At 56.6% G+C, this 18,167-nt stretch carries 19 protein-coding genes and 1 tRNA gene; 18 read left to right on the forward strand and 2 right to left on the reverse strand.

Annotated elements, in window-relative coordinates; genetic code table 11:
- Positions 1-3: 3 nt before the first annotated feature.
- Entirely contained in the window at positions 4-351 is a 348-nt protein-coding gene (locus tag BQ5353_RS12195) for a hypothetical protein (protein ID WP_054332392.1), read from the reverse strand.
- A gap of 515 nt (positions 352-866) precedes the next feature.
- Here BQ5353_RS12195 and BQ5353_RS12200 point away from each other — a divergent pair.
- The 8 genes from BQ5353_RS12200 (at position 867) to BQ5353_RS12235 (ending at position 7,738) form a co-directional block, all read left to right on the forward strand.
- Positions 867-2,702 carry a TIGR03960 family B12-binding radical SAM protein gene (locus BQ5353_RS12200; protein ID WP_071428479.1) on the forward strand — a complete coding sequence of 612 codons (1,836 nt, stop codon included), beginning with the start codon at positions 867-869 and terminating at the stop codon, positions 2,700-2,702.
- Positions 2,702-3,364 (forward strand): TIGR03936 family radical SAM-associated protein, encoded by a 663-nt coding sequence (locus tag BQ5353_RS12205; RefSeq protein WP_071428362.1) that lies wholly within the window; start codon positions 2,702-2,704, stop codon positions 3,362-3,364. The genes BQ5353_RS12200 and BQ5353_RS12205 overlap by 1 nt, the downstream gene beginning before the upstream one ends.
- A 173-nt stretch (positions 3,365-3,537) precedes the next feature.
- Positions 3,538-3,882 carry a 50S ribosomal protein L19 gene (gene rplS / locus BQ5353_RS12210; RefSeq protein ID WP_054332394.1) on the forward strand — a complete coding sequence of 115 codons (345 nt, stop codon included), beginning with the start codon at positions 3,538-3,540 and terminating at the stop codon, positions 3,880-3,882.
- Between the two features lie 83 nt (positions 3,883-3,965).
- Positions 3,966-4,541 (forward strand): signal peptidase I, encoded by a 576-nt coding sequence (gene lepB / locus BQ5353_RS12215; RefSeq protein ID WP_233424522.1) that lies wholly within the window; start codon positions 3,966-3,968, stop codon positions 4,539-4,541.
- A 2-nt stretch (positions 4,542-4,543) separates the two neighbouring features.
- Positions 4,544-5,659, forward strand: coding sequence for a ribosome biogenesis GTPase YlqF (ylqF, locus tag BQ5353_RS12220; RefSeq protein ID WP_083386520.1), 1,116 nt, complete (start codon positions 4,544-4,546; stop codon positions 5,657-5,659).
- A gap of 163 nt (positions 5,660-5,822) precedes the next feature.
- Entirely contained in the window at positions 5,823-6,428 is a 606-nt protein-coding gene (locus BQ5353_RS12225; RefSeq protein WP_054332406.1) for a ribonuclease HII, read from the forward strand.
- Between the two features lie 13 nt (positions 6,429-6,441).
- Positions 6,442-6,822 carry a YraN family protein gene (locus BQ5353_RS12230; RefSeq protein WP_083386498.1) on the forward strand — a complete coding sequence of 127 codons (381 nt, stop codon included), beginning with the start codon at positions 6,442-6,444 and terminating at the stop codon, positions 6,820-6,822.
- On the forward strand, positions 6,800-7,738 hold the full coding sequence (locus BQ5353_RS12235; RefSeq protein WP_054332397.1) for a dipeptidase: 939 nt from the start codon (positions 6,800-6,802) through the stop codon (positions 7,736-7,738). Before BQ5353_RS12230 ends, BQ5353_RS12235 begins: the two co-directional genes overlap by 23 nt.
- Positions 7,739-7,797: 59 nt before the next feature.
- Here BQ5353_RS12235 and BQ5353_RS12500 read toward each other — a convergent pair whose 3' ends face one another.
- Positions 7,798-7,971, reverse strand: a complete 174-nt coding sequence (locus BQ5353_RS12500; RefSeq protein ID WP_074026336.1) for a DUF1540 domain-containing protein — start codon at positions 7,969-7,971, stop codon at positions 7,798-7,800.
- 138 nt (positions 7,972-8,109) lie between these two features.
- Between BQ5353_RS12500 and BQ5353_RS12240 the strand changes: the two genes are divergently transcribed.
- From BQ5353_RS12240 to BQ5353_RS12285, 10 genes are all read left to right on the forward strand, one after another.
- Complete coding sequence (locus tag BQ5353_RS12240) at positions 8,110-8,811, forward strand: metallophosphoesterase (protein ID WP_071428365.1); 702 nt, start codon at positions 8,110-8,112, stop codon at positions 8,809-8,811.
- A gap of 76 nt (positions 8,812-8,887) precedes the next feature.
- The gene (gene tig / locus BQ5353_RS12245; RefSeq protein ID WP_071428366.1) at positions 8,888-10,234 is read left to right on the forward strand and encodes a trigger factor; all 1,347 of its coding nucleotides are present in this window, start codon (positions 8,888-8,890) and stop codon (positions 10,232-10,234) included.
- 138 nt (positions 10,235-10,372) lie between these two features.
- The gene (gene clpP / locus BQ5353_RS12250) at positions 10,373-10,963 is read left to right on the forward strand and encodes an ATP-dependent Clp endopeptidase proteolytic subunit ClpP (protein ID WP_054332399.1); all 591 of its coding nucleotides are present in this window, start codon (positions 10,373-10,375) and stop codon (positions 10,961-10,963) included.
- A 71-nt stretch (positions 10,964-11,034) separates the two neighbouring features.
- Positions 11,035-12,354, forward strand: a complete 1,320-nt coding sequence (clpX, locus tag BQ5353_RS12255) for an ATP-dependent Clp protease ATP-binding subunit ClpX (RefSeq protein WP_071428367.1) — start codon at positions 11,035-11,037, stop codon at positions 12,352-12,354.
- A gap of 402 nt (positions 12,355-12,756) precedes the next feature.
- Positions 12,757-15,168, forward strand: a complete 2,412-nt coding sequence (gene lon, locus BQ5353_RS12260) for an endopeptidase La (protein ID WP_071428368.1) — start codon at positions 12,757-12,759, stop codon at positions 15,166-15,168.
- 19 nt (positions 15,169-15,187) lie between these two features.
- Positions 15,188-15,805, forward strand: a complete 618-nt coding sequence (yihA, locus tag BQ5353_RS12265) for a ribosome biogenesis GTP-binding protein YihA/YsxC (RefSeq protein ID WP_071428369.1) — start codon at positions 15,188-15,190, stop codon at positions 15,803-15,805.
- A 112-nt stretch (positions 15,806-15,917) separates the two neighbouring features.
- Positions 15,918-16,217 (forward strand): YerC/YecD family TrpR-related protein, encoded by a 300-nt coding sequence (locus BQ5353_RS12270; RefSeq protein WP_054332401.1) that lies wholly within the window; start codon positions 15,918-15,920, stop codon positions 16,215-16,217.
- Entirely contained in the window at positions 16,217-16,963 is a 747-nt protein-coding gene (locus tag BQ5353_RS12275) for a class I SAM-dependent DNA methyltransferase (protein WP_071428370.1), read from the forward strand. Before BQ5353_RS12270 ends, BQ5353_RS12275 begins: the two co-directional genes overlap by 1 nt.
- 19 nt (positions 16,964-16,982) lie before the next feature.
- The gene (gene hslO, locus BQ5353_RS12280; protein ID WP_054332403.1) at positions 16,983-17,861 is read left to right on the forward strand and encodes an Hsp33 family molecular chaperone HslO; all 879 of its coding nucleotides are present in this window, start codon (positions 16,983-16,985) and stop codon (positions 17,859-17,861) included.
- A 179-nt stretch (positions 17,862-18,040) separates the two neighbouring features.
- Positions 18,041-18,116: transfer RNA gene (locus tag BQ5353_RS12285), tRNA-Val, on the forward strand.
- Positions 18,117-18,167: the final 51 nt, after the last annotated feature.

The following is an 18,167-nucleotide window of genomic DNA, read 5'->3' on the forward strand; positions in this document are numbered from 1 at the left end:
GTATTACCGGGGACACCTGCGGAGCTCCCGGAAGTTATACACCCCATAGGGGACGCTGTAAAAAATGCCGGCCAAAACAAGCCAAACCGGCACTGGGAAAAAGACGGTGAGCAGCACCTTGGTCCGCAGGGATTTTCCGGCCACAAACCGGATCGTCCAAAGGAGCCCCGATAGGATAGAGAAGAAGAAGTATCCGCCTGCCATTCCGATGGCGGCGGCCATCACTGGCGAAGAGCCGTTGCTGTAAGAGAAAAACACCCCCAAAATGCTGTACAGCACAAACCCTACCACAAAGATTGTCCCTGTGACCGTTTGGTATTCTGCCCGCCATTTTTGGATGGATGCATCCATGTTAAGCACCTCCGTTTCCCCAATTTCCAGGGAAATTACCCTTTTAGCCATTATAGCACACCGGTGGAAAGGGGAGCAACACCAGCCTCGGGAAAGGGATGGGGAATATCGGGCTTTGAGAGATGTTCCGGCATAGCGCGGGCACCGGAAAAGGGGCTGTCCAACAGGATTGACGGGCTGCGTTTTCCCATAGTATACTGTGGAAAAGAGGAAGGAGGGGCGGGCAAAGGGGAAAATACGGCTTGCCCTGGCAAGCACCCTTCCTCTTTTCGGCCTTTTGCCTCCGGCGGCTTTGCAGTTGTGTTGACGGCTAAAATCGTGTATAATTGATAGGATTGTAAGCCTCTGTTGTGGTGTGGGAAAGGTGGCTTGCGGGCCTTTTGCCGTTTTCAGAGGGAGATGGCAAGCTGCCTCTGCCTGCCTTAACAGAAAGAATATCTTGCCAGCTTCGCGTGGCGAGATGGGCATTGTTTTATGATTTGTGCCGGCGCGAAGCGGCAGAATGGATGATTGCTATGGAGATATCCCAGTTGGATAAAATTTTGATGGAGGTGCAGAAGCCCGCCCGGTACACCGGCGGGGAGCTGAACAGCGTGGTCAAAGAGCTCACCCCGGATATGGTGCGGTTTGCCTTCTGCTTCCCCGACCTCTACGAGGTGGGCATGTCCCACCTGGGGATGAAGATCCTCTATTCCCTAAAAAACGCCCGTGAGGACATCTGGTGCGAGCGGGTCTTCGCCCCCGATGCGGATATGGAAGGGAAGATGCGGGAAAATGGCATCCCCCTCTACGGGCTGGAGAGCTTTGACCCCATCGCCCAGTTCGACTTCATCGGCTTTACGCTCCAATACGAGCTCAGCTTCCCCACCATCCTCAACATGCTGGATCTGGCGGGCTTGCCGGTGCGTTCCAAAGACCGGACAGGGCTTTCCCCCATCGTGGTGGCCGGCGGGCCCTGTGCCTGCAACCCTGAGCCCATCGCCGACTTCATCGACCTCTTTTTCCTGGGGGAAGGGGAAGAGGTCAACATGGAGACCATCGACCTCTACAAAAAGGCCAAGGCCGAAGGGTGGACTAAGCTCCAATTCCTGGAGGCTGCCGCCCAGATCGAAGGGGTGTATGTACCCCAGTTCTACGACGTCTCCTACAAAGAGGACGGCACCATCGCCGCGGTAACCCCCACCCATGGTGCCCCTGCTACGGTGAAAAAGCGGATTATAAAAGACCTGGACAAGGTCTTTTACCCCAAGGAGTTTGTTGTCCCATTCATTGAGACGGTCCACGACCGGGCTATGGTGGAGATCTTCCGGGGCTGCATCCGGGGCTGCCGGTTCTGCCAAGCGGGGTTTATCTACCGCCCTATCCGGGAAAAGAACTACGGCACCGTTAACGGGAGCGCCCGGGATCTGTGCCAGAGCACTGGGTACGATGAAATCTCCCTTTCCAGCCTCTCCACCAGCGACTATTCCCAGTTGGAGCCCCTTTTGGAGGAGATGCTCCCCTGGACCGAAAAGGACCGGGTCGGCCTCTCCCTGCCCAGCCTGCGGATTGACAACTTCTCGGACAAGCTGCTGGAGCAGGTGGCGAAGGTCCGCAAAAGCGGCCTGACCTTCGCCCCGGAGGCTGGAACCCAGCGCCTGCGGGACGTCATTAACAAAAACGTGCGGGAGGAGGACGTCCTTTCCACCTGCCGAACCGCCTTTGAAGGCGGATACACCAATGTAAAGCTCTATTTTATGATGGGCTTGCCCACCGAGACGCTGGAGGACATCGAAGGCATCGCCAATCTGGCCCAGAAGGTGGTGGACCTCTTTTACAGCCTGCCCACCAAGCCCAAGGGCAAAGGGGTCAACGTCACCATCAGCGTGGCCTGTTTTGTCCCCAAGCCTTTCACCCCCTTTGAGTTTGAACCGCAGGATACCATCCCCCAGCTCAAAGAGAAGCAGCAGCATCTGCTCCATTCGGTGCGGTCCAAGAAGATCACCGTCAACTACCATGATTCCACCATCAGCGTGCTGGAGGGGATTTTGGCCCGGGGCGACCGCCGCCTCTGCGATGTGGTGGAAGGGGCCTGGCGCCGGGGGGCCACTCTGGACGGCTGGAGCGAGCACTTCAAGATCGAGCGGTGGAACGAGGCCATGGCGGAATGCGGCATCGACGGGGCGTTCTACGCCAGCCGCAAACGGGAGTTTGACGAAATCATGCCCTGGGATCACCTGGATTACTTTGTCACCAAGGAATTTTTCATCCGGGAAAACAAAAAAGCCCACGCCGATGAGACCACGCCCCACTGCCGCCAGCAGTGCAGCGGCTGCGGTGCCAACCGGCTGGTGGGTGGGAGGTGCTGCTGATGAAGACCATCCGCGTGTTTTTCACCAAGACCGGGCGGGCCAAATACATCTCCCACCTGGACGTCAACCGGTGCATCGACCGGGCCATCAAGCGGTCCGGCATCCCGGTGTGGTACACCCAGGGGTTCAACCCCCATATCTACACCACCTTTGCCATGCCCATCTCCCTGGGGTTTGAAAGCCTCTGCGAATCCTTTGAGACCCGCCTTGTGGAGGATGATTTCTCCTTGGAGGAGGTAAAAACCGCCCTCAACCGGGTGCTGCCCACCGGATTAGAGGTCACCCAGGTGGCCGAGCCGGTGATGGAGATGAAGGAGATCGCCAAAGCGGACTACGGAGTGGATATCCGCTTCGCCGGGCTGACGGCGGGGGAGCTGGCCGCACTCCTGGAAGGGTTCCTTGCCCAGGATGCCATCATGGTTCTCAAGCGCAGCAAAAAGGGGATGCTGGATGTGGACATCAAGCCCCACTTTGAGGTTCTCTCCCACCGGGAGGAGGATTCCCAGCTCCACCTGGAGCTTCGGGCCGCAGCGGGAAGCACCCTCAACATCAACCCCATGCTGGTCATTGGGGCCTTGGTGGAATTTGCGGGGCGCCCCCACGACGGCTACCGGGTGATCCGCCGTCAAATCTACAATGGAAAGGGCGAAATTTTTGCCTAATTGGCAAAAAAGCCTTGCATGTTCCACAAAGCTGTGGTATTATATTTAGGCATGTAGTGACCATTGCTCCGGCAATGGGGTTTAGTGCCCGGCCATTTGGCCGACATTAAAGCGGACAGTCCGCTGCCGTATCACGGGAATGAATGTCCGTATATATTAAGGAGGAAGTATCAATGGATGCTTTGCAGCACATCGCGCAGGATTGCATGAAAAAAGAACTGCCCGCACTGAACATCGGCGACACCGTCAAGGTTCACGTGAAGATCAAAGAGGGCGACAGAGAGAGAATCCAGGTCTTTGAGGGCACCATCATCGCCAAGAAACATGGCGGCATCTCCGAGACCTTCACCGTCCGCCGTGTATCCCATGGCTGCGGCGTGGAGAGAGTATTCCCTGTTCACTCCCCCAACATCGAGAAGGTTGAGCTGGTCAGAAGCGGTAAGGTCCGCAGAAGCAAGCTGTACTACCTGAGAGATCGCGTGGGCAAAGCGGCAAAAGTTAAAGAGGCAATTCGCTAAATTGCGTGGAGCAGAAAGGGACAGTTACTGTCCCTTTCTGTGCTTTTTCGGGGATAAGATCACCAAAATGGGGGAGCATTGGGATGGAACAGTATCCGCGCAGGGATATGCTGGGCAGCAAAGAGAAGCATAAGGAGCAGGCTTACCGGGAACTGTACGAGTGGATGGAGGTGGCCGTCGTCTCCATCCTGTGCATGGTGGTGCTGTTCACCTTTGCCTTCCGCTTTGCCAGCGTGGACGGCAACTCCATGAAGCCTACTCTCCACAACCGGGACTGGCTCCTGGTCTCCGGCCTTTTCTACCAGCCCCAGCCAGGGGATGTGGTGGTGGTCACCCAGCAGGGGGACCCGGAACACCCTTTGATCAAGCGGATCATCGCCACCGAGTTCCAGGAGGTGGACATTGATTTTGAAGCCGGGGTGGTCTATGTGGACGGCAAAGCCCTGGAGGAACCCTATGTCAACGCCCCCACCACCAGCCAGTACGACATGGAATTCCCCCAGACAGTGCCGGAGGGCTGTGTTTTCCTTCTGGGGGACAACCGCAACGAATCGCTGGACAGCCGTTCCAGCGCCGTGGGCATGGTGGATACACGATACATTATGGGCCGGGCGCTGTTCCGTCTGCTGCCGGTCAATCAGATAGGAAAGGTGAATTGATCATGGACGAGACCGTTTCGATCCAGTGGTTTCCCGGTCATATGACCAAGACCCGCCGGCTGATGGAGAAAGACCTGAAGCTGGTGGACATTGTCATTGAGCTGACCGATGCCCGCATCCCCTTCAGCAGCCGCAACCCGGAAATCGACCGGATTTTGGGGAACAAGCCCCGCCTCTTGCTGCTCAACAAATGCGACGCCGCCGACGAGGCGGTCAACCGCCAGTGGTGCGACTATTACAAAAGCAAAGGGATTACCGCCCTGCCCACCGATTGCCGCAGCGGCCGGGGGCTCAAAGCTTTCCTGCCGGCGGTGCGGGAGGTCTTAAAAGACCAGCTGGAACGGCTGGAACAAAAGGGCATGGGGGGGCGCCCTATCCGCATGATGATTGTGGGCATCCCCAACGTGGGCAAATCCTCCTTCATCAACCGGATGGCTGGGTCCCGGGTGGCCAAGGTGGAGGACCGCCCCGGCGTCACCCGGGGAAAACAGTGGGCCAAGCTGGAATCCGGCGCCGAGCTATTGGACATGCCCGGTGTCCTCTGGCCCAAGTTTGACGACCAAGAGGTGGCCGAGCATCTGGCCTTCACCGGCGCCATCAAGGACGACGTCATGGACATTGAGATGCTGGCCATGCGCCTTTTGGAGGTTCTTTGCAAGGATTATCTGCCCTTGGTCACCGAGCGGTACAAAATCACCGCCGAGGAGGCACAGGACCTGGACGGCTACGACCTGTTGGAGTTGGTGGCCCGCAAGCGGGGAATGCTGATGTCCGGCGGATCGGTCAACACCGAGCGAGCGGCCATCACCGTGCTGGACGAGTTCCGCAGCGGCAAGATCGGCAACATTTCCCTGGAAAAACCGGAGGATTTCTCCGGGGGCCGGCCCCGCCGCGCCCTGGAGGTCCCGGTGAAGGAGAAGAAAGTCCGCCGGTCCAAAGCCTACCAGGAAGGCGGGGAGAAGCACTATAAGCTCCGCCAGACCGGAAATTTCCAAGGGGAACGAAAGGCGTATATCAAGGATTATAAGCCTGGAAAACCGGCATCCTCCGGCAAGAAGCGCCCGGGTGCAGTCCACAAGGGGCCGGGGTCCAAACCTAAAGGCAGGCCGAAGAAATAGCCAGACACATGCCGGATTGCAGAGGGAATGGGGATGCACACTTCCCTGAGGGGATATCCTCTGGACAGAAAATTTACGGACGAAACTAGAAGCCGCCGCCCGATTCCGGTTGGGCGGCGTTTTTTAAGGGGGAACCAATTTGAAAGAACCATCTTCCGTCGATATGCTTGCCTATGAAAAGGAGGCGGCAGGGGAGGGCTTTTGTGCCGTCTGCGGGGTGGATGAAGCCGGACGGGGGCCGCTGGCCGGTCCGGTCTATGCCGCTGCAGTGATCCTGCGCCCGGGACAGCAGATTGAAGGGGTCAATGATTCCAAAAAGCTGACTGAAAAGAAACGGGAAGCCCTGTTTGAGGTCATCCAGCGGGAGGCCTTGAGCTGGTCTATCGCTTTCGCCACGCCGGAGGAGATTGACACATACAACATTTTGGGGGCTACCTACCTGGCCATGAACCGGGCAGTGGAGGGACTATCCTGCCCGGCGGACTGCGCTTTGGTGGACGGCAACCGGGATCCCGGACTCGGCATCCCCACCCGGACCATTGTAAAAGGGGACGGACTTTCCGCCTCTATTGCAGCAGCCTCTATTCTGGCCAAAGTCGCCCGGGATCGGTATATGCTGGAAATGGACAAACAATATCCCCAATATAAATTTTGTCGGCATAAAGGGTACCCAACCAAGCTGCATTATGATATGATAGCAGTACATGGGGTTTGTCCCATTCACCGAAGAAGCTTTTTAAAAACCCTGGAAAAACACCTGTCTAAGTAAGGGGATGCTGTCTATGGATGGAACCGGCCAAAAAGGGGAGGACTTTGCCGCTGGAGCCCTGGCGGATGCGGGGATGGAGATCCTCTGCCGCAATTACAAAAAGCGGTGGGGAGAGATTGATATCATCGCCAAAGACGGGGAATACCTGGCCTTTGTAGAGGTAAAAACCCGCCGAGCGGGCAGCCTGGTGTCTCCGCTTTCTGCGGTGACTCTGCAAAAACAAAGGCGGGTAATTGCTACGGCATCCGCTTTTTTGCAGGACCATCCCTTAGATCTTCAGCCCAGGTTTGATGTCTTTGAGGTGGTGACCCAGGGAGGAAAAACCTTTTCGGTGGAGAGCTTCCAATACATAAAAGGAGCGTTTTGTGCAAATGAACACAACCGGATTTATTGATTTACACTCGGACACCATTATGGTCTGCAATCGGGAGAAACTGGATTTTATCAACCCTAAGACCCATATCTCTTTGGACAAGGTCACCCCTGGCACCCGCTGGGCTCAGACCTATGCCATCTTTGTTCCCGATGAGAAGCGGGGGCAGGACGCAGTTGATTACTACCGGGAGTGCGTCCGGTATTTTTGCGGCCAGCTGGAGAAGTACAGCGGCAAACTGTCCCAGGTGCGGAATGCAGCTGACATGGATAGAGCCTTTGAAGCAGGCAAATTTTCCGGTATTCTGGCAGTGGAGGGCGGTGCAGCCCTGGCGGGCCGGATGGAAATGATTGAGGAACTTGCCAAAGACGGGGTTCGGTTTTTGACCTTGACCTGGAATGGCCCTAACGAGATTGGCAGCGGCTCGGTGACCCACAACGGCCTTTCCGACTTCGGCCGGGAAGCCATCGCCGAGATGGAGCGCAAAAACATCATTGTGGATGTATCTCACCTCAACGACGAGGGTTTTGCCGACCTGTGCAAGATCGCCTCTAAGCCCTTTATCGCTACCCATTCCAACTCCCGGGCTATCTGCGGCCACAGCCGCAACCTGACCGATGCCCAGTTCTGCGAAATCCGGGACCGGGGCGGCATTGTGGGTCTCAACTACTACCGCAATTTCATTGTAGACGGGGGAGAGACCGCATCCATCAGCGACCTGCTCAAGCACGTCCACCACTTCCTGGAGCTAGGCGGGGAGAATACCATCGCCCTGGGTTCGGATTTTGACGGCGCAGACATCCCTGGCTATCTGGATTCGGTAGAAAAGGTGGACAACCTGCATGATGCCCTACTGGCTGACGGCCTGGGCAAGGAGCTGACAGAGAAAATCCTGTTTGGCAATGCCTACAACTTCATTCGGAACAACCTCAAATAAGGGAAGAAGCAAAAACAGAGGGCTTCCGCCCTCTGTTTTCCTTGTTTGTTCCGTCCCGCTTATTCGGGCTTAAAGGTGGCACAGATGGTATCTGTGGAGCTGGAGGCGTAAGAAGGACCCACTTTAATCTCATTGGCAGTACAGTATTCCTTCTTGTCGTTGTACACGCAGTTGGTAACTTCACATTTTACACCGTGGATATGGGGGCAGCTGCAGCCTTCGGAATGATTCATAAAAAACGCTCCTTTCAATTTGACAGCATCAAAATGGATGGGTAGCTTTCCCGCCTATGGCGGAGAAATCCCCTGGCCTTAGTATGAGCAGAAAGGGGCGGTGTCATTCAGCAAAAATCAGTGGAAGGGAGGAGAAACATGGCGCTTTATGCAATCGGCGACCTGCACCTGCCCCTGGCGGCGGGCAAACCCATGGATATTTTCAGCGGCTGGGATGGGTATGTGGACAAACTGGAAGCCCATTGGCGGCGGCTGGTAAAGCCGGAAGACACGGTGGTAGTCGCTGGGGATGTCTCCTGGGCCATGGGGCTGGAACAGTCTCTCAAGGATTTCCAATTTATTGAAAGCCTGCCCGGCCGTAAGATTATCCTCAAGGGGAACCACGATTATTGGTGGTCCACCAAATCCAAGATGGAACAGTTTTTCGCCAAACACGGTTTAGACAGCCTTCAAATTCTCCATAATAACAGCATCGCTGTGGGGCAGGCCGCCGTCTGCGGCTCCAGGGGCTGGCTGTTCGAACAAGGGGAGGCCCACGATCAAAAAATCGTCGCCCGGGAAGCCGCCCGGCTGGACGCCTCCCTCTCTTCGGCAGGGAAGGGCTTGGAAAAAGTGGCCTTCCTCCACTACCCTCCGGTGTTTGGGGAGGAGATCACCCCTGAGATCATCGACGTGCTACGCAAACACCAGGTGCGCCGGTGTTATTATGGGCATATCCACGGCTCCGGGTGCCGGTATGCCCTCAACGGAACCTACCTAGGAATTGAATTCCGGTTGATCTCAGCGGATTTTTTGGGCTTCTGCCTCATGGAAATCCCGGAAAAACCCAATAAATCATGAAAATACAGTGGAATTTCCATATTATATGTGCTATAATTGGTTGGATTATTATAGCTGTCTACAGGAGGAAATATAAATGAGTTTGACTGCATCCAAAAAAATTGACACCAATCTGATGGAATTGGAGATCAGCGTTCCCGCCGAGGAATTCAAAGCGGCAGTGGATCGTTCTTACCGGAAAAATGCCCCTTCCATCACCATTCCCGGTTTCCGCAAGGGCAAAGCGCCCCGGCATATGATTGAGAAAATGTACGGTGAGGGCGTGTTCTTTGAGGACGCGGTCAACGAGCTGTACCCCTCCGCCTATGAGGCGGCCGCCAAAGAAGCAGGGATCACCCCTGTGGACCGTGCGGATATCGAGATCCTGGAAGTCGGCAAAGACGGCTTTTCCTTTAAAGCCACCGTCACTGTGAAGCCCGAGGTCGAGGTCGAGGGCTACAAGGGCATCGAGGCGGAAAAGGTTGAATACACCGTCACCGATGAGGATGTGGACGCGGAGATCGCAAAACTGCAGAAGAGAGCTGGCACTACCATCTCGGTAGAGGACCGTCCCGCTCAGATGGGCGACAATGTGGTCTTCGATTTTGAAGGATTCATCGACGGCGTCGCCTTTGAGGGCGGCAAAGGCGAGGAATTCCCCCTGACCCTGGGTTCCAACCAGTTCATCCCCGGCTTTGAGGAGCAGATTGCCGGCCATGCCATCGGCGAAGATTTTGATGTAAACGTCTCCTTCCCTGAGAACTACCATGTGGACGAGCTCAAGGGCAAACCCGCAGTCTTCAAATGTAAAATTCACCAGATTAAAGCGGTGGAACTGCCCGAGCTGGACGACGAGTTCGCCAAGGATGTCAGCGAGTTTGAGACCCTGGAGGCCCTGAAAGCCGATCTGAAGTCCAAACTGCAGGAGAAGAAGGACCTGGAAGCAAACGATGAGTTTGAGAACAAGCTGGTCGACGCGGTCATCGCCGGCATGAAGGCGGATATCCCCGCTTGCATGTACGAGCGGAAAATCGACGAAATGGTCCAGGATTTTGCCTACCGTCTGCAGATGCAGGGCCTGAACTTGGAGACTTACATGCAGTACACCGGCAGCACTGTCGAGAGCTTCCGTGAGACCTTCAAGGAGCAGGCAGAGCATCAGGTGAAAGTCCGCCTGGCCCTGGAGAAGATCGCCGAGCTGGAGAACCTGACCGCTACTGAAGAGGACCTGGAGGAGCAGTTCAAAAAGGCTGCCGAAGTCTACGGCATGGAGCTGGAGAAGATCAAAGAGCTGCTGCCCGCCGACGAGATCTCCAAGGATATCGCAGTGAACAAGGCCATCGACTTTGTGCGGGAGAATGCGGTTGCCCCCAAAGCCAAGAAGAAGACCACCCGCAAATCCACTGCGAAGAAGGCAAAGGTAGAGGAAGAGGCTGCGGAATAATCCCCGCGCTTTAGAACATACACATAATTGCTGCGGCTGCTACATAGACAGTGGGTTCCACTGTCTATTGCCTTTTGGGCGGTCCCGAGGGGAAAATCCTCCCCTCGGGGAAAACACTAGAATATGGAGGTATCATCTATGAGCCTTGTGCCAATGGTCGTAGAGCAGACCAGCCGGGGGGAGCGTTCCTATGACATCTACTCCCGCCTTCTCAACGACAGAATTATCATGCTTTGTGATGAGGTCAACGATGTGACCGCAAGCCTGGTGGTCGCGCAGCTGCTTTATCTGGAGGGGCAGGACCCCGAGAAGGACATCAATTTGTATATCAACAGCCCCGGCGGCTCGGTGACCGCAGGTATGGCCATCTACGACACTATGCAGTACATCAAGTGCGATGTTTCCACTGTGTGCATCGGTATGGCCGCGTCCATGGGCGCGTTCCTCCTCTCTTCCGGCTGCCCCGGAAAGCGGTACGCACTGCCCAACAGCGAAATTATGATTCATCAGCCCTTGGGCGGGATGCAGGGCCAGGCTTCGGATATCAAAATCCACGCCGACCACATCCTGCGCACCCGGGACACCTTAAACCGCTTGCTGTCCCAGCAGACCGGCCGCCCCTTGGCGGAGATCGAGCGGGACACCGACCGGGATAACTTTATGACCGCCCAGCAGGCCTGCGATTACGGTTTGGTGGACAAGGTCATGGTCAAACACGGCGAACAATAAATCGGGAATTGGGGGCAGTGGACAACCGCCCCCAATTTTGTCCATCTTCCGAAGAAGTACGGAGGTACCCTATGGCAAAAAATGATGAAATGAAAACGCTGCGCTGCTCCTTCTGTGGAAAGACCCAGGATCAAGTTAGCCGGATGATCGCCGGCCCGGGGGTCTGCATCTGCAACGAGTGCGTGGAGTTGTGCGAAAGCATCTTGATGGATGAGGGTGCAGCTCCCCGGCAAAAAAACAGGGCGGCTAAGGAAGAGGCGGAGGTCACCATCCCCAAACCCCGGGAGATCAAAGAAATCCTGGACGAGTATGTCATCGGGCAGGACACTGCTAAGATGGCCCTTTCGGTGGCGGTGTACAACCACTATAAGCGCATCTATTACGGCAAATCGGATGATGTGGAACTGACCAAATCCAACATCCTTCTTTTGGGCCCCACCGGCGTGGGCAAGACCATGCTGGCCCAGACCCTGGCCAAGGTGCTGGGGGTGCCCTTTGCCATCGCCGATGCAACTACCCTCACCGAGGCAGGATATGTGGGCGAGGATGTGGAAAACATCCTCCTCAAGTTGATCCAGGCTGCGGATTACGATGTGGAGCGGGCCCAGCGTGGCATCATCTACATCGATGAGATCGACAAGATCACCCGCAAGAGTGAAAACCCCTCCATCACCCGGGACGTCAGCGGCGAAGGGGTGCAGCAAGCCCTGCTGAAAATCCTGGAGGGAACGGTGTCCAACGTGCCGCCCCAAGGCGGGCGCAAACACCCCCAGCAGGAGTTTATCCACATCGACACCACCAACATCCTCTTCATCTGCGGCGGCGCCTTCGAGGGGATCGAGAAAATCATCGAGAAACGGGTCGCAACCTCCAGCATGGGCTTCGGCTCGACGGTGAAGGCCTCCCGGGACAAAGAGCGGGATGAGCTGCTTAAGGAACTGGTCCCCCATGACCTGGTCAAGTTTGGCATCATCCCCGAGTTGGTGGGACGCCTGCCCATTGTGACCACCCTTTCCAACCTGGATGAGGAAGCACTGACCCGGATCTTGGTGGAGCCCAAAAACTCCATCCTCAAACAGTATAAAAAATTGTTTGAACTGGACAACATCGAGCTGGTGTTCCAGGAGGACGCTCTGCGTGCGGTGGCGGAAAAGGCCATTGAGCGCAAAACCGGCGCCCGGGGCCTGCGTTCTATCATGGAGGAAACCCTGGGGGATTTGATGTTCACCGCCCCGTCGGATTACACCATCGAGCGGATTGAAATCACCCGGGAGTGTGTGGAGGGAACCGGCGAGCCGGTGATTATCCGGGATGAAAACCGCTCCCCTTTTAACATCCAGCTGAGCGCTTCCAAGCGCCAGCGGCTGGGACGGGATACTGCATCCAGCTAAAGGAAGCTGCAAGCGGAAAACGCATAAAAAGTTGTCTATCGTACCAATATAGAGGTGTAAAGCCGCCGATACAATCGGCGGCTTTCCCTGTAGAAGGGGCAGAAACCGGCCATAACATCCCGGGGAAGAGATGCTCCTCCTGGGCGAGGAGTTTTGCAGACGGGGCATAATCCGGCCCCTGGTTTTCCCCTTGTGGAGGCGCCCGCCGGGTTATCTGTTTCTGCCGCGGAATCCCGCCGGTGGGGAAGGGGAGGGGAAGCGGTTCCCCCCTTCATTTTTTTGAAACAGATTGGCAAAAGAATGCCCCTTGCTTTTATTGGAGTTTTTCGATATACTTGAATGACAAAAACATGCGTTTTTCTGCCAATTGGCGGAATGCCGATAGATAGGGAGGTTACAACAATGCATGAAATCAACAACCGACCTGAACCGATTGTTCTTCCCCTGCTGGCCATGCGGGGGCTGGTGCTGTTCCCTAAAATGGTTCTGCACTTTGAGGTGGGCAGGGAAAAATCCATCAAAGCCCTGCAAGATGTAATGGAAAAAGACCGCCGCATTTTTTTGGTGACCCAAAAGGATGTCCGGGTGGAAGACCCCGACGAGCGCGCCCTTTTCCATGTGGGCGTTGTCGCGGAGGTGAAACAGATTGTCAAATCCGGCAGCGGCAACAACCTGCGGGTTCTGGTGGAGGGGCTGTATCGGGCCAAGCTCCGCCATTTGGTGGACACTGAGCCCTATTACACCGCCGAGACTCTGGAGTTCCCCCTTCGGGAGGCCCGGCCGTCGGAACTGAACACCTGCGACGCGTTGATGCGCACAGTCAAGGACTTGTTTGAAGAATACTGTTCCCTTTCCCCCAAGATGCCCAAGGACATGGTGATCAATGCCCTGATCTCTGAGGACCCCCACTATGTGGCGGAATACATCGCCGCCAACATCCCCCTGCGGATCGAGGAGAAACAGGAGATCCTCATCGCCACCAGCCCGGTCAAACGGCTGGAACTGCTGGCTTCCTATTTGGAGAGTGAGAACGACATCCTCAGCCTGGAAAAGGACATCTACGACCGGGTCAAGGAGTCCATCGACAAAAATCAGCGGGAATACTACCTGCGGGAGCAGATGCGTGTCATCCAGGAGGAACTGGGGGAGAGCGACAACCCGGTGGACGAGGCCCAGCAGTACTTTGAGAAGATCGACCAGCTGGCCCTCCCCGATGAGGCGCGGGAAAAGCTGTATAAAGAGGCTGACCGGCTGATGAAGCTGCCCTCCAACTCCCACGAGGGCGGGGTGATCCGGGGTTACCTGGACACCTGCCTGGAGCTGCCCTGGAACAAATCCACCAAGGATAAAATCGACCTGCAAAAGGCAGAAAAGCTGCTGGATAAGGAGCATTATGGCCTACAGAAGGTCAAGGAGCGCATCTTGGAGGTGCTGGCCACCCGCGCCTTGGCGCCGGATATCAAGGGCCAGATCATCTGCCTGGTGGGCCCTCCCGGCGTGGGCAAGACCTCTATCGCCCGCTCCATTGCCAAGGCCATGGGGCGCAAATACGTGCGCATCTCCCTGGGCGGCGTGCGGGATGAATCGGATATCCGGGGCCATCGCAAGACCTACATCGGCGCCATGCCCGGCCGGATCATCAACGCCATCAAGCTGGCGGGGAGCAACAACCCCCTGATGCTGCTGGACGAGGTGGACAAAATGGGCAACGACTTCCGCGGCGACCCCTCCTCAGCTATGCTGGAGGTGCTGGACTCAGAGCAGAACTTTGCCTTCCGCGACCATTATATTGAAATCCCCTTCGACCTGTCGGAGGTATTTTTCATCGCCACAGCCAACGACCTGAGCACTATCCCCGCACCCCTCTTGGACCGGATGGACGTCATCGAACTGCCCAGCTACACCCGGGAGGAGAAATTCCAGATCGCCAAGTGCCACCTGTTGGCCAAACAGATGAAAAAACACGGCCTCACTGCCAAGACCTTCCGCTTGGCCGACGATGCCATCTACGGCCTCATCGACTTCTACACCCGGGAATCCGGGGTGCGCAAGCTGGAACGGGAGATCGGTGCCCTCTGCCGCAAAGCGGACCGGGAAATTGTGGGCAAAGGCGCTTCCCGTGTGGTGATCACCGGGGCGAGCCTGTACGATTACCTGGGGCCCAAGCGGTTCCGGCCGGACGAGCCCGCCGAACGGGATGAGATCGGCCTGGTCAACGGCCTGGCCTGGACCTCCGTAGGGGGCGAGATGCTCCAGGTGGAGGTGGCTGTCATGGAAGGTTCCGGAAAGGTGGAGCTGACCGGCTCCCTGGGCGATGTGATGAAGGAATCGGCCAAGGCAGCCATCAGCTATATCCGCAGCAGGGCCCAGGAATATGGCATCGACCCCAATTTTTATAAGAACAAAGACATCCACATCCATCTGCCCGAGGGCGCTGTGCCCAAGGACGGCCCCTCCGCCGGGGTTACCCTGACCACCGCTTTGGTTTCCGCCCTCACCGGCACCCCGGTCCGCCGGGATGTGGCTATGACCGGCGAGATCACCCTCCGCGGCCGGGTCCTGGCCATTGGCGGGCTACGGGAAAAGACCATGGCGGCCTACCGGGCTGGGATCAAGACCGTCTTGATTCCCAAGGAGAACCTGCCCGACCTCTATGAGGTGGATCCGGTGGTGAAGGAAGCCATCCGCTTTATCCCCGCCGACCATGTGGAGACGGTGCTCCAAACCGCCCTCTGCCCCCGGGAAGAGGGGAAAGAGATCCACGCGGTGCTGAAAAAAGCGCCTGCCAAACCGGAGGCCGTTTTGGCCCAGTGATGGGAAAAAGGAGAAGGACATGAATTTTCACAACATCGCGTTTGAGTCCTCCTATGGGCGGTTCGACCAGCTGCCCCCGTCCGACGTGGCGGAGATCGCCTTTGCCGGGCGGTCCAATGTGGGCAAATCCTCGATGATCAACAAGATATTCAACCGCAAGCAGCTGGCCCGGGTCAGCGCCATGCCTGGAAAGACGGTGACCATCAACTTTTTTCGGCTGGAAAACGTCCGCTTTGCCGACCTGCCAGGCTACGGTTACGCCAAGGTGGCAAAAAGTGAGAAGCAGCGCTGGGCCCAGCTGATTGAGGGGTATTTTAACGACGGCCGCAACATCCAGCTGGTGTTCCAGCTGGTGGATATGCGCCACCCTCCCACCGCCGACGATTTGCAGATGATCGACTACCTCATTGAGCACGAATTCCCCTTTGTGGTGGTGCTGACCAAGCGGGACAAGCTCTCCAAAAAGCAGCAGGCCGACCGGCTGGCCGCTTTGCAGCAGGAGATCCCCTATGCGGATCAAATCACCATGATCCCCTTTTCCGCCGAGACCGGGGAAGGGGTGGAGGAGATCCGGTCGATTATTGAAGAAATCGCGGCCCAGGACCCCGGCGAAGAGGAGGAACCCCCGCAAGAGTAGCGTTTCCCGCAAAAAAAGGGCGGCAATTCATGGAAAAACTGCAAAAAAGGTCTTTACTTTTATGCGTTAAAATGTTAAACTGTCCTTAGTATCAAGTCGGGAGGATAAATCTATGAATTCTAAGTTGAAGGAGCTCGAAGTCGAGAACCTGTTTGAGGCCATTCTCTGCCTGGAAAACATGGAAGAATGCTATAATTTCTTTGAGGACCTCTGCACCGTCACCGAGCTCAAGGCCCTTTCTCAGCGGTTCCAAGTGGCCAAAATGCTGGATTCCGGCAAGGTGTACAGCGACATCGTGGCCACCACGGGGGCCAGCACCGCCACCATCAGCCGGGTCAACCGTTCCCTCAATTACGGGTGCGACGGCTATCGGGTGCTGTTCGACCGGCTCAAGGAAAAGGGTAAACTGTAATGCCGTACAATGCCTTTGCCGCTTTTTATGACAGCTTGACGGGAAACGTTTCCTATGGGGAGCGGGCGGCGTATTTTGACCAAATTATCAAACAATATCAGGAGGGGCCCGGGCTTTTGCTGGACCTGGCCTGCGGAACAGGCAGCTTGTCATTGGAGCTCGCCGCCCTTGGCTATGACGTCATCGGGGTGGACGGTTCGGCGGACATGCTGTCTGTTGCTCTGCAAAAGGCCGCCCAGCAGGAGCAGGAGGTGCTGTTTCTCTGCCAGGATATGACCCGGCTGGACCTGTATGGCACCATTGACGTGGCCGTCTGCGCCCTGGACAGCATTAACCACCTGACCGATCCCCGGCGGGTGCAGCGGGTGTTTTCCAAAGTCTCGCTGTTTTTGAACCTGGGCGGGCTGTTCCTCTTCGACGTCAACTCCCCCTATAAGCACCGTCAGGTACTGGGCAACAACACCTTTGTCTACGACGAGGAGAAGGTGTTCTGCGTCTGGCAGAACGCCTTGGAGGAGGAGACTGACACCGTCACCATCCGCCTGGATTTCTTTGAAAAGGAAGAGGATGGCTCCTACCAGCGCAGCGGGGAGGAGTTCCGGGAGCGCGCCTACAGCCGGGAAGAGCTGGACCGGATGCTGGATGCGGCTGGCTTCCAGGTGGAGGCCATCTACCAAGGGGACACCTTTGACCCGCCCACCGCCACCAGCGAGCGGCTGGTGTATGTGGCGCGCAAGATCAGATAGAATGGGAGATACAAACACTATGGGAAAATTGGTTCGCACCATCTCCGCCGACGGCGGGGTCATCTGCATCGCTGTGGACACCACCGATATGGTGGGCCGCGCGGAACAAATTCACAAAACCTCTGCCACCGTCACCGCAGCGCTGGGGCGGCTTTTGACCGCTGCCTCCATCATGGGCTGCACCCTGAAAGGGAAAGAGGATTCGGTCACCCTGCGCCTGGCGGGCAACGGCCCGGTAGGGTCGGTGATCGCTGTTTCGGACAGCGAGGGCAATGCCCGTGGCTATGTGACCAATCCGGTGGTAGAAATCCCCCTCAACCAATACGGCAAGTTGGATGTGGCCGGCGCTGTGGGCAAGGAGGGGTATCTCTCGGTCATCCGGGACACCGGGATGAAGGATCCGTATATCGGCCATTCCCCTATTGTATCTGGGGAGATCGCCGAGGACATCACCTATTACTATGCCGTCAGCGAACAAATTCCCACCGTTTGCGGGTTGGGGGTGCTGGTCAATACCGACCTGACCGTTTTGGCGGCAGGTGGGTACCTGGTGCAGCTCTTGCCCGGCGCAGGGGAGGACACCATCGACCGGTTGGAGGAGAATATCAACGGGATGAAATCGGTCACCCAGATGCTCACCGATGGCCTCAGCCCCCAGGATATCGCTTTTTTAGCTCTCAAGGGATTTGATCCCCAGGTGCTGGATGAAACTACAGTGGAATACCGCTGTAACTGTTCCCGGGACCGGATGGAACGGGCGCTTATCAGTTTGGGCAGGGAAGAACTCCTCCGCTTGGCACAGGAACAGGAGGACACCGAGATGGTCTGCCATTTCTGTGGGCAGAAGCACCATTTCTCCAGCCGGGAACTCCGAGCGCTGGCGGGGGAGAAGGAATAGCCTTCCCCCTGGCCGTCAATTGCCTAGAAATGGCATTCTGCCGCGGTTTTGCGCCTTCTTTCTTTGCAGAACCGAAAAAGATTCGAAATTTTTCCAAAAAAGGTGTTGACTTTTCACACTAGCCGTAGTATAATAAATTTCGTCGTCAGGGAAGAACAAAGCCTTCCACGATGAAAAGTGGGAGCATAGCTCAGCTGGGAGAGCATCTGCCTTACAAGCAGAGGGTCACAGGTTCGAGCCCTGTTGTTCCCACCAAAAATGGCCCGGTAGTTCAGTTGGTTAGAACGCTAGCCTGTCACGCTAGAG

Origin of the sequence: Merdimmobilis hominis, from assembly GCF_900104615.1 — a bacterium.
Lineage (GTDB): Bacteria > Bacillota > Clostridia > Oscillospirales > Ruminococcaceae > Merdimmobilis > Merdimmobilis hominis.

Bases quoted from the DNA above. Each gene is read 5' to 3' on its own strand.
- BQ5353_RS12195 (WP_054332392.1), bottom strand. From the start codon at position 351: ATGGATGCATCCATCCAAAAATGGCGGGCAGAATACCAAACGGTCACA.
- BQ5353_RS12200 (WP_071428479.1), top strand. From the start codon at position 867: ATGGAGATATCCCAGTTGGATAAAATTTTGATGGAGGTGCAGAAGCCC.
- BQ5353_RS12205 (WP_071428362.1), top strand. From the start codon at position 2,702: ATGAAGACCATCCGCGTGTTTTTCACCAAGACCGGGCGGGCCAAATAC.
- rplS (WP_054332394.1), top strand. From the start codon at position 3,538: ATGGATGCTTTGCAGCACATCGCGCAGGATTGCATGAAAAAAGAACTG.
- lepB (WP_233424522.1), top strand. From the start codon at position 3,966: ATGGAACAGTATCCGCGCAGGGATATGCTGGGCAGCAAAGAGAAGCAT.
- ylqF (WP_083386520.1), top strand. From the start codon at position 4,544: ATGGACGAGACCGTTTCGATCCAGTGGTTTCCCGGTCATATGACCAAG.
- BQ5353_RS12225 (WP_054332406.1), top strand. From the start codon at position 5,823: ATGCTTGCCTATGAAAAGGAGGCGGCAGGGGAGGGCTTTTGTGCCGTC.
- BQ5353_RS12230 (WP_083386498.1), top strand. From the start codon at position 6,442: ATGGATGGAACCGGCCAAAAAGGGGAGGACTTTGCCGCTGGAGCCCTG.
- BQ5353_RS12235 (WP_054332397.1), top strand. From the start codon at position 6,800: ATGAACACAACCGGATTTATTGATTTACACTCGGACACCATTATGGTC.
- BQ5353_RS12500 (WP_074026336.1), bottom strand. From the start codon at position 7,971: ATGAATCATTCCGAAGGCTGCAGCTGCCCCCATATCCACGGTGTAAAA.
- BQ5353_RS12240 (WP_071428365.1), top strand. From the start codon at position 8,110: ATGGCGCTTTATGCAATCGGCGACCTGCACCTGCCCCTGGCGGCGGGC.
- tig (WP_071428366.1), top strand. From the start codon at position 8,888: ATGAGTTTGACTGCATCCAAAAAAATTGACACCAATCTGATGGAATTG.
- clpP (WP_054332399.1), top strand. From the start codon at position 10,373: ATGAGCCTTGTGCCAATGGTCGTAGAGCAGACCAGCCGGGGGGAGCGT.
- clpX (WP_071428367.1), top strand. From the start codon at position 11,035: ATGGCAAAAAATGATGAAATGAAAACGCTGCGCTGCTCCTTCTGTGGA.
- lon (WP_071428368.1), top strand. From the start codon at position 12,757: ATGCATGAAATCAACAACCGACCTGAACCGATTGTTCTTCCCCTGCTG.
- yihA (WP_071428369.1), top strand. From the start codon at position 15,188: ATGAATTTTCACAACATCGCGTTTGAGTCCTCCTATGGGCGGTTCGAC.
- BQ5353_RS12270 (WP_054332401.1), top strand. From the start codon at position 15,918: ATGAATTCTAAGTTGAAGGAGCTCGAAGTCGAGAACCTGTTTGAGGCC.
- BQ5353_RS12275 (WP_071428370.1), top strand. From the start codon at position 16,217: ATGCCGTACAATGCCTTTGCCGCTTTTTATGACAGCTTGACGGGAAAC.
- hslO (WP_054332403.1), top strand. From the start codon at position 16,983: ATGGGAAAATTGGTTCGCACCATCTCCGCCGACGGCGGGGTCATCTGC.